This is a genomic window from Flavonifractor sp. An112 (genome assembly GCF_002161085.1).
Lineage (GTDB): Bacteria > Bacillota > Clostridia > Oscillospirales > Oscillospiraceae > Flavonifractor > Flavonifractor avicola.
Genome location: NZ_NFLU01000008.1, coordinates 118,892 through 135,137 on the forward strand (window position 1 = coordinate 118,892; position 16,246 = coordinate 135,137).

At 62.4% G+C, this 16,246-nt stretch carries 19 protein-coding genes; all 19 read right to left on the reverse strand.

The genetic code is table 11. The features are described from left to right. Window positions 1–10 precede the first annotated feature (10 nt). Entirely contained in the window at window positions 11–2,476 is a 2,466-nt protein-coding gene (gene priA, locus B5E56_RS08880; protein ID WP_242958871.1) for a replication restart helicase PriA, read from the reverse strand. Between the two features lie 250 nt (window positions 2,477–2,726). Continuing rightward, the gene (rpoZ, locus tag B5E56_RS08885; RefSeq protein ID WP_087187928.1) at window positions 2,727–2,927 is read right to left on the reverse strand and encodes a DNA-directed RNA polymerase subunit omega; all 201 of its coding nucleotides are present in this window, start codon (window positions 2,925–2,927) and stop codon (window positions 2,727–2,729) included. Between the two features lie 6 nt (window positions 2,928–2,933). Continuing rightward, window positions 2,934–3,542: a guanylate kinase gene (gmk, locus tag B5E56_RS08890; RefSeq protein WP_164496874.1), complete on the reverse strand. Its 609-nt coding sequence runs from the start codon at window positions 3,540–3,542 to the stop codon at window positions 2,934–2,936. Further along, complete coding sequence (locus B5E56_RS08895; RefSeq protein WP_087187926.1) at window positions 3,542–3,811, reverse strand: extracellular matrix/biofilm regulator RemA; 270 nt, start codon at window positions 3,809–3,811, stop codon at window positions 3,542–3,544. Before B5E56_RS08895 ends, gmk begins: the two co-directional genes overlap by 1 nt. An 11-nt stretch (window positions 3,812–3,822) precedes the next feature. Continuing rightward, entirely contained in the window at window positions 3,823–4,689 is an 867-nt protein-coding gene (locus B5E56_RS08900; RefSeq protein ID WP_206404967.1) for a YicC/YloC family endoribonuclease, read from the reverse strand. Between the two features lie 91 nt (window positions 4,690–4,780). Continuing rightward, window positions 4,781–5,320: a hypothetical protein gene (locus tag B5E56_RS08905; RefSeq protein WP_087389405.1), complete on the reverse strand. Its 540-nt coding sequence runs from the start codon at window positions 5,318–5,320 to the stop codon at window positions 4,781–4,783. A gap of 3 nt (window positions 5,321–5,323) precedes the next feature. Further along, window positions 5,324–5,917, reverse strand: coding sequence for a J domain-containing protein (locus tag B5E56_RS08910; protein WP_087327075.1), 594 nt, complete (start codon window positions 5,915–5,917; stop codon window positions 5,324–5,326). Then, a complete protein-coding gene (locus tag B5E56_RS08915; protein ID WP_087389406.1) occupies window positions 5,914–6,783 on the reverse strand; it encodes a DUF5685 family protein in 870 nt (289 codons plus the stop codon). Before B5E56_RS08915 ends, B5E56_RS08910 begins: the two co-directional genes overlap by 4 nt. Continuing rightward, window positions 6,783–7,211, reverse strand: a complete 429-nt coding sequence (locus B5E56_RS08920; protein WP_087187921.1) for a SoxR reducing system RseC family protein — start codon at window positions 7,209–7,211, stop codon at window positions 6,783–6,785. Before B5E56_RS08920 ends, B5E56_RS08915 begins: the two co-directional genes overlap by 1 nt. 40 nt (window positions 7,212–7,251) lie before the next feature. Next, window positions 7,252–8,496 (reverse strand): CdaR family protein, encoded by a 1,245-nt coding sequence (locus B5E56_RS08925; RefSeq protein ID WP_087389407.1) that lies wholly within the window; start codon window positions 8,494–8,496, stop codon window positions 7,252–7,254. Beyond that, entirely contained in the window at window positions 8,477–9,364 is an 888-nt protein-coding gene (gene cdaA, locus B5E56_RS08930; protein ID WP_087187919.1) for a diadenylate cyclase CdaA, read from the reverse strand. The genes B5E56_RS08925 and cdaA overlap by 20 nt, the downstream gene beginning before the upstream one ends. A gap of 230 nt (window positions 9,365–9,594) precedes the next feature. Then, window positions 9,595–10,722, reverse strand: coding sequence for an aminotransferase class V-fold PLP-dependent enzyme (locus B5E56_RS08935; RefSeq protein WP_087389408.1), 1,128 nt, complete (start codon window positions 10,720–10,722; stop codon window positions 9,595–9,597). Continuing rightward, on the reverse strand, window positions 10,719–10,973 hold the full coding sequence (locus tag B5E56_RS08940) for a DUF3343 domain-containing protein (RefSeq protein WP_087389409.1): 255 nt from the start codon (window positions 10,971–10,973) through the stop codon (window positions 10,719–10,721). Before B5E56_RS08940 ends, B5E56_RS08935 begins: the two co-directional genes overlap by 4 nt. Window positions 10,974–11,032: 59 nt before the next feature. After that, the gene (gene ispF, locus B5E56_RS08945) at window positions 11,033–11,506 is read right to left on the reverse strand and encodes a 2-C-methyl-D-erythritol 2,4-cyclodiphosphate synthase (RefSeq protein WP_087187916.1); all 474 of its coding nucleotides are present in this window, start codon (window positions 11,504–11,506) and stop codon (window positions 11,033–11,035) included. Beyond that, window positions 11,503–12,234, reverse strand: coding sequence for a 2-C-methyl-D-erythritol 4-phosphate cytidylyltransferase (gene ispD / locus B5E56_RS08950; protein WP_087389410.1), 732 nt, complete (start codon window positions 12,232–12,234; stop codon window positions 11,503–11,505). The genes ispF and ispD overlap by 4 nt, the downstream gene beginning before the upstream one ends. A gap of 93 nt (window positions 12,235–12,327) precedes the next feature. Beyond that, window positions 12,328–12,804 (reverse strand): CarD family transcriptional regulator, encoded by a 477-nt coding sequence (locus B5E56_RS08955; protein ID WP_087187914.1) that lies wholly within the window; start codon window positions 12,802–12,804, stop codon window positions 12,328–12,330. 228 nt (window positions 12,805–13,032) lie between these two features. After that, entirely contained in the window at window positions 13,033–14,976 is a 1,944-nt protein-coding gene (locus tag B5E56_RS08960) for a bifunctional 4-hydroxy-3-methylbut-2-enyl diphosphate reductase/30S ribosomal protein S1 (RefSeq protein WP_087389411.1), read from the reverse strand. Further along, the gene (locus B5E56_RS08965; protein WP_087389412.1) at window positions 14,973–15,569 is read right to left on the reverse strand and encodes a lysophospholipid acyltransferase family protein; all 597 of its coding nucleotides are present in this window, start codon (window positions 15,567–15,569) and stop codon (window positions 14,973–14,975) included. The genes B5E56_RS08960 and B5E56_RS08965 overlap by 4 nt, the downstream gene beginning before the upstream one ends. Next, a complete protein-coding gene (cmk, locus tag B5E56_RS08970; RefSeq protein ID WP_087389413.1) occupies window positions 15,566–16,246 on the reverse strand; it encodes a (d)CMP kinase in 681 nt (226 codons plus the stop codon). Before cmk ends, B5E56_RS08965 begins: the two co-directional genes overlap by 4 nt.

A 16,246-nucleotide genomic window follows, 5' to 3' on the forward strand; every position in this document is an offset into this window, starting at 1 on the left:
GTTCTTCCTCCTAATCCAGTGGGTTCACGTCGGCAGTCACCGACACCCCTTTGTTTTCTTTATCGGTCTGGGCCGCCCGCAGCAGGGCGGCGATCATATCACGCACCGGCTTGGTGTTGGCGCAGGCCATGGTGAGCCGGTAGCGGTAGCGCTCGTTGATTTTGGCGATGGAGGCCGGGGCGGGACCCAGCAGCTGGACCTCCAATCCCTCATAGGCGGGCAGCCTCAGCCAGCCCTCCAAAGTACGCCGCAGCCGCATACAGGTCCGCAGCACCGCCGCCTCCAGCTTGCCTGAGGCGGTGAGCACGAAGAGATCCCGGAAGGGCGGGCAGCCCCGCAGCCGCCGCAGGGCGATCTCCTGCTGATAGAAGCCGTCGTAGTCCTGGCGGGCGGCGCAGCGGATCACGTCGTTGTCGGGGGTATAGGTCTGGATGACGGCCCGTCCCCCCCGGACTCCGCGGCCCGCTCTACCCACTACCTGGGTGAGCAGCGAGAAGGTGCGCTCACCCGCCCGGTAGTCGTCTACATACAGGGACTGGTCGGCGTTGATGACGCCCACCAGAGTCACGTTGGGAAAGTCCAGACCCTTGGCCACCATCTGGGTGCCCAGCAGCACCGGGATGTTCTCCCGTTCAAACCGGGAGAACAGCTTCTCGTGGCTGTGGGTGGCCGAAATGGAGTCGGCGTCCATCCGCAGCACCTCCCGACCGGGCAAAGCCTCGGTCAGCTCCTCCTCCACCTTCTGGGTACCCGCCCCGATGAAGTTCAGGGTACCGCCGCAGGACGGACAGGCAGGGGGCAAAGGCTGGGAGTGGCCGCAGTAGTGGCACATGAGCCGCCCGTTGGCCGAGTGGTAAGTGAGGTGGACGGAGCACCGGGGGCAGGTGGGCACCTCGCCGCACTCCCCGCAGCTCACCATCCGACTGGCACCCCGGCGGTTGAGCAGCAGAATGGCCTGCTCCCCCCGGGCGGCGGTATCCGCCAGGGCCCGGGTAAGCACGCCGCTCAGGTCGGTGCCGTTGCCGGAGCGCAGCTCCCCCTTCATATCCACGATCTCTACCGGGGGCAGAGGCCGCTGATTGTACCGCTGTTTCAGGGTAAACAGCTGGTAGGCGCCCTGCCGGGCCTGGTACATGGTCTCAATGGACGGGGTAGCCGAGGCCAGCAGCAGCAGGGCCTTGTGCTGGACACAGCGGAACTTGGCCACGTCCCGTGCGTGGTACTTGGGCACGTTTTCCGACTGATAGGTCCCCTCCTGCTCCTCATCCAACACAATGAGGCCCAGGCCCTTCAGGGGAGCAAAGACAGCGGAGCGGGTACCGATGACCACCCGGGCCTCCCCCGCCTTGATGCGCTTCCACTCGTCGTACCGCTCCCCCGCTCTCAGGGAGGAGTGCAGCACGGCGATTTGCTCCCCGAAGTGGGAGGAGAACAGGCGCATAAGCTGAGGGGTCAGGGAGATCTCGGGCACCAGCACCAGAGCGGTTCTCCCCCGCCGCAGGGTTTCATAGATCAATTTCAGGTATACTTGGGTCTTGCCGCTGCCGGTGACGCCGTAGAGCAGCGCAGCGGCGGGCTTATTTCCGGCAGCCAAAGCGTTGAGGCTGTCAAAGGCGGCCTGCTGTTCGCCGTTGAGCACCGGCTCGGCCAGCTGCTCCACGCCCTCCACCTGTACCCGGCGGTAGACCTCCCGCTTTTCCAGGGTGATCACCCCGCTTTTGGCCAGGGCGCGGAGGGTGGACGAACTGGCCCCAGTGAAGTAGCACAGCTCCTTGGTGGAAGCTTCGCCGATGACACACAGCAGCTCCACCACCGCATATTGCAGTGGGGCGGTTCGCCGCCGTGCGGCAGCCTGATCCAGGGCCTCCTGGGCGGGCATGGCCAGGGTGGCCACCTGCTCGGTCTTGTCCCCCACCCCGCGGGAGGCACTGGTCTCCAGGGTGATGATCCCCTTGTCCCGCAGCAGCTTAAGGGCGGGATTGGGGTCTTTGGTGCCGAAGGCCTCCCGAATGGCGGTCACATCGGCGCAGCCGCCGTTTGCAAAGAGCAGCTCCACCACCTGCCGGGCGTGGTCCGACTTGCCGGCGGCCTCAAAGGCCGCCTCCCGGTCCACCCCCTCGGCCACCTTCCACTGGTCCTGGAGTGCATAGTACAGCCCCGCCGGCAGCATGGCCCGGGCGGCATCGTACACGGTGCAGAACCACCGCTCCCGCATCCACAGGGCCAGCTTGATGGCCTCACCGTCCAGCACCGGGCTGTCATCCAGCACGGTGAGCACCGGCTTTAGGGACACACCTGCCGGGCCCTGGGCTTCCAGGGCCAGCACAATGCCCTCGGTGCGGCGGTTGCCCGCGCCGAAGGGCACGATGACCCGCATCCCAGGCCGCAGAGTAACAGTTAGCTCGGCAGGCACAGCGTAGTCGTAGGGCTTGTCGATGGCGTAGGTGGCAGCCTTGAGGGCGATTTTCGCTACCATGTCCATCTCCTTCCCATTTCCCCTAGGCTTTGTTTGAATATTGGCGATATGCCCAGCGACGAGGAATTTTGGCCGCTGGCAAGCAATTTTTTTGCAGGAATCCTGACGGATTTCAAGGAAAAATAGTGCCGTCCAGGGGGCAAAAGGCCCGCCGATTGGGCTTGTTGACAATCTTCAAACAAGGCCTAAGGACAGCCCGAGGCAAGCGACAGGCCGGAAAGTCTGTCGCTTGCCTCTCATTCCTCTCATATCAGGCCTCTTCCTGGTTCAGCTCCACCTTACCCTCGGCCACCTCACGGATGGCGATGGTGACAGGCTTATCGTCCAGAGAGATGCCGGCGTCCTCCGCCTCGGTGGCCACCTGACGGGCCCGCTGGGCCACCACGTTCACCAGCATATAGCGGCTGGGCACCTGCTCCAGCAGTTTGTTCATAGGGGGTTCGAGCATCATATTCGATCAGACTCCTTCTACCAGATTCATGCGGTTTTTGGTGCGGCATCCCTCGGCGGTGAGGATGGAGATGATCTCCTCCGCCGCGTCGGACACCTTGTCATTGACCACCAGATAGTCGTAATTGGGGATCTCCCGGTATTCCTCCCGGGCCTTCTGAAGCCGGCCCTGGATGACCTCCTCGCTGTCGGTAGCCCGGCGGTGCAGCCGGCGGGACAGCTCCTCAAAGGAGGGGGGTACGATGAAGATACATACCGCGTCGGGGCACTTGGCACGTACCTTGGCGGCACCCTGGACCTCGATGTCCAGCAGCACGTCGATACCGGCATCCAGCTTCTCCCGGATCACCCGCAGAGAGGTGCCGTAGTAATTATGGACATATTCGGCGTATTCCAACAGCTCGTCGTTGGCGATCATCCGCTCAAATTCCTCGCGGGCGACGAAGTTGTAGTTCACTCCGTTCTCCTCGCCCACCCGGGGCTGCCGGGTGGTGAAGGACACGGAAAAATGGATGTCCTTGCGTTCGCTGAGCAGCTCGGCGATCACGGTGCTCTTTCCGACTCCCGAGGGGCCGGACAGCACGATGAGCGTGCCCCGTTCCTTTTTCTTTCCCATCAAGGCGCTTCTTCCTCCTCTGCGGCTTCTGTCTCTTTTCCGCCCAGTCGGCCTGCCACCGTCTCCGGCTGGAGGGCCGAGAGCACGATGTGGTCGCTGTCCATGATGAGCACCGCCCGGGTACGCCGTCCATAAGTGGCGTCGATCAGGTTGCCCTTATCCCGGGCCTCCTGCACCATACGCTTGATGGGGGCGGATTCCGGACTGACGATGGCGATAAGCCGCCCCGCCGATACCATGTTGCCAAAGCCGATGTTGATCAGTTTCATGGGGCCGCTCCTTACTCGATGTTCTGGATCTGTTCCCGGATCTTCTCGATCTCGGCCTTGATATCCACCACATAGCCGGCGGTCTCAATATCGCTGCACTTGGAGCCAATGGTGTTGGCCTCCCGGTTGAACTCCTGAATCAAAAAGTCCAGCTTGCGGCCGATGGCGCCGCCCTGGCTCAGCATATGGTCCAGCTGGGACAGATGGCTGCGCAGGCGGACAGTCTCCTCGTCCACCGCCACCTTGTCGGCATAGATGGCCGCCTCGGTGAGAATGCGGCTCTCGTCGATCTGAGTATTCTGGAGCACCTCATTCATCCGGGCCACCAGCTTGGCACGATAGTCGGCCACGATGCCGGGAGAGCGCTTCTCCACCTTGGACACCAGGCCCTCGATGGTGGCCGCCCGGGACCGGACGTCCTGGCACAGCTTCTCCCCTTCCCGGGTGCGCATGGCGTCAAAGTCGTCCAGCGCCAGATCCAGCACCGTACAGATATCGGCAGACAGGGCCTCCAGGTCCTCCTGGGTTTTTTCCACCAGGAACACGTCCTGGAACCGGGAGAGCAGGGATACAGAGATGTCGTCCCGCAGGCCATAGGTATCCCGCAGGTCCTTGAGGGCAGCGTAATAGCCGTCGGCCACCGGCTTATTCACCGAAATGGACACGTCGCCATTGGCGGAGGGGCCAATGGTGATGTACACGTCCACCTTACCCCGGGAAATCCGGCTCTGCACCCGGCTCTTCACCGCGTCCTCGGCAAACACATAGATGCGGGGCAGCTTGACGGTGCAGTCCAGATAGCGGTTGTTCACCGAACGCAGCTCCACCGTGATGGGACGGCCGTTCAGGTTGGCCTCTCCCCGGCCATAGCCGGTCATACTCTTGACCAAATGGGGTTCCCCCTGTCGTGTATAGTGTCTCCCGCCGCCGGGCGGGAGGAAAGCATCTAATCTTACATATTATATCAGACTACCGATTCTTCCGCAAGCCCCTGTCCACCCGGGCCACATAGAAGGCAATGAGCTTGGAAAAGCCGATGTCATAGATGACAAAGCCGATGTTGCCGGCAGCAAAGACCATCCAGCTCTGGCTGAGGGCGGCGGGCAAAAAGGGCAGAAAGAGTGCCTTCAGCCCGAGCCACAGCACCGCCAGGGCGATGTTGCAGCAGACCAGCTTGCCCACCCATTCCAGTACCCGGCTGGGCAGCCGCTCCAGCAAGCTTTTCACCATGGGCCACAATCCGAAGAAAATCAGGTAGAGCAGCGCCACACTCTTGCTGGGGATAAGGAGCAGACCCAGAATACCGGTGGCGCCGTAGCAGAAGAACCCGGCGGCCAGGCTGGCGGACACCACCGCCCCTGCCGGAAACACCCCCGCCACCGCCACCAGCGCCAGCTTGCCGCTGGGCGCCAGGAAGGCCAGGTAGAGGGAAATCAGGGACAGGCCGGTGAGCAGGCCCACCAGCGCTGTCCGGCCCGCGCCGCCGCGATAAGAACCACGCCCTGCCATGGCTCAGTTCCCGCAGCCGCCGCACAGGCAGTTGAGACACATACAGGCGGTACACATATCGCAGGCGTCGGGGCCACCGCCGTAGCCGTAGGGCCGGTAGGCCTGGCCGCCCTGACGCATCATCATCAGGGCCTGACGGTATTCGGCGTTGGAGGGGTCCATGTTGCAGGCCATCTGGATGTGCTGGGTGGCCTCGTCCAGCCAACCCTTCCGGTAGGCCAGAGAGCCGGTGAGGAAGTGCCACTCGGCATCCTGGTTGGGGGCGGAGCGGAGCAGCTGCTCGGCCCGGCTCAGATCCCCCATGTTGATGGCCTGGCGGACCTGGTTGTACAGGCTGGAGCCCTGGGAGGAGGAGCCGTAGGACTGCTGATAGCCGCCCTGATAGCTTCCGCCCTGGTGGCCGCCGCCGGAGCGCATCTTGGTAATGGCGTCGTAGGCCTCGTTGATCTCCTTCATCTTCTCCTCCGCCAGATCGGCCAGAGGATTGTTCTGATAGTTGTCGGGATGGTACTTCCGGGCCAGTTCCCGGTACGCCCGCTTGATCTCGTCGTCGCTGGCGTCGGGCTTTACACCCAATACGCTGTAAGGATCGCTCATGTATGTTTTCTCCTGTCTGTATGATTGACGGCCTTCCATTGGCCGGTAAAAACCAGTTCTTCCACGGCGGGCAGGCCCAGATAGAGGATGTTCTCCACCGTCTCCTGCCAGTGGCCCAACTCCAGCAGGGCCATGGCGGACCGGGCCAGATTGAGGGAGTGACGCAGAGTGGTGCGCATCGTCTCCCGTCCCTCCTCCGGCCTGCCGTCAAAGCGGGTCAGGATGGGATTGTAGGAGCCGGTACGCTTGTCCTCCTCCAGATCGTCCCAGGCGTCCACCAGGTAGATCCACCGTCCGATGTGGTAGAGCAGCTGTTCCATGGCCCGGTCCCGTGCCCGGTCCCCTGAGGGGGGCGCGGCAGCGGTGAGTAGCCGGGCAAAGGTATCCGCCGTCCGGTCGATGGAGGGGCACTTCTCCCCTTCCAACGCCTGCAGCTCCGTCAGACATTGGCGCACCTGGCCGTCAAAATCAGGCCGGGCAGCGGCAGCCTTCCGGTAGCCACGGCGGAGCATCCGGGACAGCAGCCGGGCAGTCAGCCCCTTCCAGAACCCGCTGTCATCCACCGTATCCCGCAGCTTCCAGTAGCTGAGGATGGTACCGGCATCGGCGGCTGCGTCCACTCCGTCAGAGAGGACGCAGTTCTTTTTCCTGCACCACAGCCGGGCGGGACACCGTCTGGAGGCAGGCTCCGGCTTGGCCCCGTCCAGCAGCATGGCCAGGAAGGTGAAGTCGTAGTTGAGAAACATCCGGGCCAGAAAGCCGTGGCGCTTGCCCAGAGCGTGGCATACCCCGCAGTAGAGGGCCTCATAGTCCCGGTTCTGGCGCACCTTCAGTTCGTCCCGCCAGGGACGCACATAGCCGAACATCAGTCAGCGGGATTGATGGCGGTGATACAGAAGGTAATGGAGCGGTTGCGGCGGACCTGCCGGTCCAGCAGCACCGCCAGCAGCACGCCCAGGGCAAAGCCGATGCCGCCCACCGCGGCGCTGATACCGCTGCTCAGCTGAAAGGCAGCGCAGATAAAATAGCCCAGGAAAAACAGGATAAAAGGCACCAGATAGACCACCACAGCCGCCTTCAGAATGCCGCCGGTGGAGGACTCCACCCGTACCATGTCGCCGGGCATGGCCCGCACCGGGTTGGCCGCCATGACGGCCACGGTGGAGCTGACCATCAGCTCGCTGCATCCGCCGCCGCACTTAGAGCAGTCGTGGCCGCAGGCGGACTGGCGCTTCACCGCCACCTCCGCCCGGCCATCGGGAAATACTTTGGTTACTTTTGCAGTTTGAATCATGGGATCACCTTGGTTTTTCTCTTTATTCTGTGACAGGAATCTAGGTCAGAGACACGGATATGGCGTATTCGCCCACCACGCCCACGCTGCTGCTGCCATCCAGGTAGACCTTGACCGGGACAGTGCGGCTGCCGGTGGAGGGATCGGTGTTGGACAGGTCGGCTACGATCCGAAGCTGGGACTCGGTGATCTCATTGACCTCCTCCTCCGGGCCCCGGATGAGGACGCTGCACGACTTGGTGATGGCCTCCGCCTCATAGCCCTCGGGCGTGTTGATGATCTCGATGTTGTCCACCTTCATGGTGCGGGTAGCCAGACCCTGAATGGTCACCGTCACATTCACTTCGGTAATGCCGCTGACGTTGGTCAGCTCCGGGGAGAGCTCAATCTCCTTGGTAAACACATTGGTGCCGTATACGTCGGCCAGTTTGATATCACCCAGGGAGATTTCCTTCAGGCCCTCCACATCAGCCTGATCGCCGGACACCATGATGGTGTCGGTGGGGCTGAAGGTCACCTTGGTGTCGGCCGCCGTAGCGCCGCCGCCCTCGATGAGGTTGACGGTGAGGGGTACCTCCTTGAGCACCTCTACCGGCAGGGTCACCAGAACGGTCTGGGGATCGGCCTGAATGTTGCTCCCGCTCACCGCGTTTCCGTCCGCATCCATGAGGGTTACCGGGCACTGTTCGCTATAGGTGCTGGTCAGCTCCTGCTGAGCCACCGTCACCTGAGCGTACTGCACCTGGTCCACCAGTTCCTCCTGGCCTTTAACGGTAATAGTCTCCGGAGTAATGGAAAATTCACCCCGCTGATAGCCCTCAGCCACACTGCCCTCAAAGACCGCCTGTACTGGCACGTCCTTTTCCGTCCAGCGGGACACGGTAAAGTCCACAGTGGAGGGGCTTGTATACCGCAGATCGATGGCGTCGGTGGAGGTGATGGATCGGGGATAGTTGATGATACGGGTGGTGATGGGAATGGATTGCTCACCCGGTTCGGTAATACCGGACACATCGATATTCACCGTCACATCCCCCTGGGACAGGCGGTTGAACACCTCCCGGCGGGCCTGGATGTTGAGGCTCACCGTCTGATCGGCTCCCTGGGAGATCATCAGGCCCCGCTCTTCCAGCACGTCCAGGCCGCTGAACACCACCTGTACGTTGCGGACGGTACCGGTGGTCAGGGGGTTGGCCTCCTTGCCCACATAGATCCAAAGGGCGAAGGCCAGCAGCAGGGAGACCAGAATATAGAACCACTTGGAATCAGTGATCTTTCTCACCATTCAGCTTCTCCCCCTTTCCGCCCCGGAACAGCGACATAAATTTGAACTTGGACGGAGCTTCGGTCTGTTCCTGCTCGGGCATAAGCTCATTGCGGAGCAGCCGTTCCAGGGTTTCGGGGGCCAGATGCCGCTTGAGCATCCCGCCCACCGCCACCGAGATGGAGCCGGTCTCCTCCGACACGATGGCCACCACCGCGTCGGTGTGCTCGCTGGCGCCGATACCCGCCCGGTGGCGCATACCCAGCTCCCGGGACAGATTCACGTTGCCCGACATGGGGAGCATACAGCCCGCGCCCACGATCCGGCCGCCCCGGACGATGACGGCGCCGTCATGGAGGGGGGCCTTGTTCCAGAAGATGTTTTTCAGAAGCTCGGCGCTCACCGAGCAGTCCAGGGCAGTGCCTGTCTTGATGGCATCATCCAGCATATTCTTCCGCTCAAACACCATCAGCGCGCCGGTCTTGGACTTGGACAGAGAGGCGTAGGCCTCCACCGTCTGGGTGATGGCCCCGTCCAACTCGTTGCGTTCCTCAGCGTGGGTAAAAACCTGGCCCAGGCTGGTACGGCCCATCTGCTCCAGGAAGCGGCGGATCTCCGGTTGGAAAATGACCACCAGAGCCACAACGCCCCATTCCACCACCCTGCCCAGCAGGAAATTAACGGTGTTAAGCTGAAGCAGGCTGGAGGCCCACAGGGCCACAATGAGCACCAAAATGCCCTTTGCCACCGCCCCGGAGCTGGTGCGGCGGATGAGCATAATGAGCTTATAGATGATAAACGCCATAATCAGGATGTCGATGATATCGAAGATCCCGATGGGGGTCACCATCCCTTTGAGCTGCTGCAGCAGATATAAAATGCCTTCCATACTCCCACGTCTCCCGCTCTCCGGCGGCGCCGGTCATTGCTCCCTGGCCGGTCCTGTTGAACCGACCTACTTTAACCAATTTATTATACTGTATTCCCCTGTGATTGACAAGGGTAAGCAAGATCAATTTTCTGTGAATTCCGCTCACCGTTCCCTCAGATCCGACGGGGTCCGACGCTTTCCTGGCAGCAAAAAACCCTCCGGGCCGAGGGCCTTGGAGGGCATTTCGCTCAGCGGGAGGACTGGACCAGCCGGGAGACCTCCCACACAAACCGGTCCACCTCCGCCGGGGTATTGAAGTCGGAGACACTGGCCCGGACGGTGCCCGCCTCCAGAGTGCCGGCGTTTTCATGGGCCAGGGGGGCGCAGTGGAGCCCCGCCCGCACGGCGATGCCCCGGCGGCTCAGGGTCTCCCCCACCGCCTCGCAGTCCATCCCCTCCACCTGGAAGGAGAGCACGCCGCTCTGACAGGCCGGGTCCCGTGCCTGAAAGGCTTTTACATGGGGCAGTCGGGCCAGACCCTGGGCTGCCCGGCGGATGAGAGCTCCCTCTCTCCTGCCGATAGTCTCTGGCGTGCGGGCGGTCACATAGCGCAGCCCCGCCAGCAATCCGGCGATACCGGGCAGGTTGTGGGTCCCCGCCTCCAGCCGGTCAGGCAAATAATCTGGCATGGTCTGGAGGGCGGAGGCACTGCCGGTACCACCCTGGATCAGAGGGACCGCCTCCCCGGCGCAGAGGAGCAGCCCGGTCCCCTGGGGGCCGTACAGCCCCTTGTGGCCGGGCATGGCGATGAAGGCCGCCCCCAGCTTCCCCTGCCGCACCGGCAGACAGCCGGCGGACTGGGAGGCGTCCACGATGAGGGGAATCCTCCGGCGGCGGCACAGGGCGGCGATCTCCTCTATGGGCAGGATGAAACCGAACACATTGGAGACGTGGGTACACACCACCGCCGCCGGGTCCGCCTCCAGCCCCGCCTCAAAAGCGTCCAGCAGCCCCTGCCGGTCAAACAGAGGGGCTTTGGCTACCATGATCTCCGCCCCCAGGGCGTGGAGCGGCCGGGTGACGGCATTGTGCTCCCAGGGGGAGATGAGCACCCGGTCCCCCGGCTTCACCAAGGAACGGATGGCGATGTTCAGGCCGTGGGTGGCGTTGAAGGTGAACACCACCTGCTCGGGGCTCTCCATGCCGAAGAGGTCGGCCGCCGCCTGACGGCAGGCAAAGGCGGTCTCCGCCGCCCGGCGGGCGGGCAGATGGCCGCCCCGGCCGGGGCTGGCCAGATTTCCCACCGCCCAGGCCGCCGCCCGGGCCACAGCGGGAGGCTTTTGCAGGGTAGTAGCTGCACTGTCCAGATAGATCACAGCCCCACCTCCCGGTAGCCGCCGTCCTCCGCCTGGAGGAAAATCCGTTTAGGGTTGAGGCCCGCCCGGTTCAGGATCACCAGGGCGTTGGTAAGGCTGCGCTCGGCCACCTTCACCGAGTGGCTGCACCCCTCCCGGTCGATGAGTTTGGGGGATCGAAGAATGCGGGCCGTGATCCCCGCCCGCTCCAGCGCGGCGGCTGTCCGCTGGGCATAGGTCAGGGAGCGGCAGACAATGAGATAATAGACCATAAAAAACGCTCCTCTCGCACCAGCATATGTGCAAGAGGAGCAAAGGGTGAACCGTGCATTTAAATGGACTCCAGCAGACAGACAGCGTGGGCGGCCATACCCTCCCCTGTCCCGGTAAAGCCCAGGCCCTCCTCGGTGGTGGCCTTCACGCTAACCTGATCCACGTCCAGTCCCAGCCGGGCGGCCAGATTGGCCCTCATCTGGGAAATGTGAGGGGCCAGCTTGGGGCGTTGAGCCAGGATGGTAGCGTCAATGTTGCCCACCCGGTACCCGGCCTGGGTGAGGCGCTCCCCCACCCGCTCCAGCAGCACCAGGCTGTCCGCCCCGGCGTAGGCCGGGTCGTTATCGGGGAACAGCTTGCCGATGTCCCCCAGGGCCGCCGCCCCCAGCAGGGCGTCCATAATGGCGTGGGTCAGTACGTCGGCGTCGGAGTGGCCCAGCAGCCCCTTCTCCCAGGGGATGTCTACCCCGCCCAAAATCAACTTCCGGCCCTCCACCAGCTTATGTACGTCATATCCGTGTCCGATTCTCATACTTCTTCCCTCCAGGCCAGCAGGGCCTCAGCCATAGCCACGTCCTCCGGCGTGGTCAGTTTCAGGTTGCAGTAATCGCCCTGGGTCAGAGCCACCCCGATACCCAGCCGCTCCACAGCGGAGCAGTCGTCAGTGAGGGCGGCATCCGCCTCCAGTGCCTTGGTGAGGGCCCCTCGAATCAGATCCCGTTGGAACACCTGGGGGGTCTGGACGGCGTAGAGCACCGACCGGTCGGGGGTGGACTCCACCAGACCGTCCCGGGCCACCTTTACTGTATCCTTCACCGGCACAGCGGGGGCGGCGGCGCCGCACTGGGCCGCCCGGCGGATTACTTCCTCCAGTACCTTCTGGCTCACCAGAGGACGGGCGCCATCGTGGATGGCGGCCAGCTCGATGGAGCGGCTCAGCTCCTCCACCCCGGCCAGTACCGACTGGGTGCGGGTCTCCCCGCCCCGTACTACCTTTCGCACCTTGGACAGGGCGGCATCCCGGCACAGGCCGCTGATGGGCACGATCAAATCCTCCCGGGTGACCACCACGATCTCGTCAATGAGGGGGCAGTTGTCCAGGGTCCGCAGGGTGCGGAGGATCACCGGCACCCCGTCCAGGGGGAGCAGCACTTTGTCCTGCCCCATCCGGGTGGAGCTGCCCGCCGCAGGCACCACCGCGCCGCAGCGGAGGGATTCCGGCCTGTCCCGATGAAACAGCCGGGAGAATATGCCTGCCATGTTGGTTCCTCCTTCTACAAAAAAGGAGCCTGCCGGCCCCTTTTTATCGCTTGATATGGGCGGGGCGGTTGGCCGTCCCTCCGTTGTATCCTATTACGCCATAGCGGTATTGATGCGCTTTTCCACGTCCTCATAGCTGGCGTTCTGGGAGAGCACGATCTCTGAGATCAGAATCTGTTTGGCGGAGTGGAGCATCTTGCGCTCTCCGGTGGAGAGGCCCCGCTCCTCATCCCGGTGGGTCAGTCCCTTTACCACCCGAGCCACTTCCAGCAAATCCCCGCTTTTCAGCCGGAGCATATTTTCCCGGTAACGGCGGTTCCAGTTTGGGGTCATATCCACCTCGATGCCGGGAATGGCGGCAATGACGCGTTCCGCCTCCTCCCCGTTGATCACCGGGCGCACACCAATCTCCTCGCTGTTCTCCGTGGGGATCATGACCAGCATCCCGCCCACAGGCAGCTTGAGAATGTAGTACTCCCGTACGACACCGTTGATTTTCTTCTGCACGATGCTGTCCACAATACCAGCACCATGCATCGGGTGAACGATTTTGTCCCCTACCTGAAACACGATCCCACCTCCAAGCAGATCTGTCCGGTTCCTATACACTCCTTACCTTGTTTTATCCGATACAAGTTCATTATAGACCGGATTTCAATGCTTTGCAAGTAAAATCCCTTGCGTCTGTGTAAAAAAGCGGGGAATCCGGGCGAAAAAGCCTCCGCTGTGCTGCTCTGTGGTCCAAAATGCAAAAAACCGGGGACGCCAGAACTGGCGTCCCCGGTTTGGGTGACAGAATTACTCCTCCTCGGGAGCAGCCTCCTCCTGACCGCCCTCCAGCAGAGCGCGGATGGACAGGGAGACCTTCTTGTGGTCGTAGTCGATGTCGATGATCTTCACGTCCACCATCTGGCCCTCGCTCAGCACGTCGCCGGGCTTGTCGATGCGGTGATCGGCAATCTGGGAGATGTGGATCAGACCGTCCACACCGGGCACGATCTCGGCAAAGGCGCCGAAGGTCATCAGCTTGACTACGCGGACATTGGCCACGTCGCCCACCTGATACTTGCTGGTGAAGATCTCCCAGGGATTCTGGGAGCGATCCTTCATGCCCAGAGAGATCTTCTTCTTCTCGGGGTCGAAGGAGATGACATACACCTCAACGGTGTCGCCCACGGAGACCACCTCGGAGGGGTGCTTAATGCGGGACCAGGACAGCTCGGAGATGTGGACCATGCCGTCCACGCCGCCGATGTCCACGAAAGCGCCGTAAGAGGTCAGGCTCTTCACGGTACCGGTGTAGCGCTTGCCCTCCTCGATGTTGGCCCACACCTCGGCGGCCTTGGCGGCACGCTCCTCGGCCTCGACGGCGCGGATGGAGCCCACCACGCGCTTACGGGCGCGGTTGACCTCGGTGATGCGCAGGCGCACCTTCTGCTTGACCAGCTGGCTCATGGGGGTGTCACGGGGCAGGCCGGTCTGGGAAGCGGGCACGAAGACGCGCACGCCCTTGATGGACACGACGACGCCGCCCTTGTTTTCCTCGGTGACCACGCCCTCGACGGTGGTGTGATCCTCCTTGGCCTGCTCCACGTCTTCCCAGCTCTTCACGGTGTCAAGGCGCTTCTTGGAAAGGGTGACAACACCCTCCTGGTCGTTCACGCGCATGACATAAGTCTCAATCTCATCGCCAACCTTTACCAGGTCCTCGACCTTGACCGTAGGGTCGTCGGTCAGTTCGGACACCGGTATGTAGCCGGCGTGCTTGGTGCCAAGATCCACATAGATCTCAGTGGGCGTAATGCCAGTGACAACGCCCGTGACCTTCTCCCCTGTATTTAAAGTCTTGATCGATTTCTCCAGCATTTCAGCGAAGGATTCCTCGATCTCAATGTTTTCGTCGCTCATTTTGTCATAGACCTCCTTTATAATCCACTCAGGCGTGGACGCGCCCGCAGTGATTCCAATAGAAGCCTTCCGGTACAGGGTGGAAGGTTCCAGCTCTGCCGCCCGTTCGATCCAAACGACCATGGGACAGAGCGCTTTGCATAACTCGGCCAGCCGTTTGGTGTTGGAGCTTTCCCGCCCGCCGATGACGACCATAGCATCGCTTTTGGCGGCCAGCGCCTGAGCCTCAGACTGCCGTTTATACGTAGCATTACATATTGTATCAAAAATTTTTAAATTTGTACACTCTTTTTTTGCTTTTTTTACGCACTCTGCCCAGATAAAGTGCGTGGAGGTGGTTTGGGACACCATGGTGATGGGCAGTTCCCGCCGTTTGGGGTCCTCCTCCAGCCACTGGGCCAGAGCCTGTTCCCCTTCCAGCACAACAGGATGGGCACACCAGCCGGCGATGGCGGCCACCTCCGGGTGGTCGGGCATCCCGATGATGAGTACCTGCCGGCCCTCCCCCTCCGCCTCCTCCACAATGCGGTGGATGCGGGAGACATTGGGACAGGTAGCGTCAATCACAGGACAGCCACGCTCCTCCAGGGCCTGGTGGACCGCCCGCCCCTCTCCGTGGGAGCGGATGATGACGGCAGTACCGGGCGGTACCTGGTCGGGAGACTGGATCAGCGCCACGCCCTGCTCCTTCAGATAGTCAATGACGCTGCCATTGTGGATGATGGGGCCCAGCATGGCACAGGGTCTGCCGCTTTTGGCGGCCTGTTCCGCCAACTCCACCGCACGCCGGACGCCGTAGCAGAATCCGGCGGACCGGGCCAGCTCCACCCTCATCGTCCCGCCTGAGGCTGCAAAGCCTCGATCCGTCTCATCAGGTCCTCGGCGATGGCCTTGTACTCATCCGGGGTAGGCCGCTTGGAGGTTGTTTCAGGGTAATAAGGCTCCCCGATGACCACCTGATTCCAACGGAACCAGCGCTTTTCCGCCGGCATATAGATAGGCACAATGGGCACGCCGGTGCGTACCGCCAGCATGGCGGCGCCCGTCTTGGCGTCGCCGAAGTCACCGTCCTGATGACGGGTGCCCTCGGGGAACATAAGCAGCAGCTCCCCATTTTTCAGATACTTCATGGCGGTCTTGATGGCTCCAATGTCGGCCTGGCCCCGCTTGACGCCGAAAATGCCGCCGTGCTTCAGGATCCAGCCGATGATGGGCCAGTGCATGATCTCCTCCTTGGCCATGACGTGGATCTGGTGCTTCAGACCCAGAGCATAAGCCACAAAGAGAGGGTCGCTCATCCGGGTATGGTTGGCGCACAGCAGAGCGCCCCCCTCCGGAAAGTTCTTCTTGTTGATGCAGCGGGTGGGTTTGAAGATACGAAAGGCCGGCCAGAGAACGATATAGGCCAGGATATAGATGATATTCATGCCTGCAACTGCTCCTTTGCAATCTGAATCAGCAGGTCCAAGCTTTGTTGCAGGTCCAGCTGGGTAGTATCGGCCAAAACTGCATCCTCCGCCTGACGCAGAGGTGCGGCAGAGCGGGTGCTGTCCTTCTCATCCCGCTCCTTCACGTCCCGCAGCACCGCCTCGTAATCGGCGCTCTGGCCCCGCTCCTTCAGCTCCAGCCAGCGGCGGCGGGCCCGTGCCTCGGGAGCGGCGGTAAGGAAGATCTTTACGTCAGCCTCAGGCAGCACCACGGTGCCGATGTCCCGGCCGTCCATCACCACGTCGTGCTCCTGAGCCAGTTTCCGCTGGCGGTCCAGCAAAAAAGCACGGACCTCGGGTATGGCGGACACGCAGGAGGCATACCGGGAGATCTCATGCTGCCGGATGGCCTGGGATACGTCCTCTCCATTGAGGTACATCCGCTGCTCCCCGTCTTCCCCGTAGCCCAGACCGATGTCCAGGCCGGGCAGCAGGGCGATCACCGCCGCTCTGTCCTCCGGGTCTGCGCCGGTACGGAAGGCCTGCAGGCCCACGGTACGGTAGATGGCCCCGGTGTCTACATACAGGTAACCCAGCGCCTTTGCCAGCGCCCGGGCCAGGGTGGATTTTCCCGCCCCGGAAGGTCCGTCGATGGCAATGCTCCTGTGCTTGGTCAT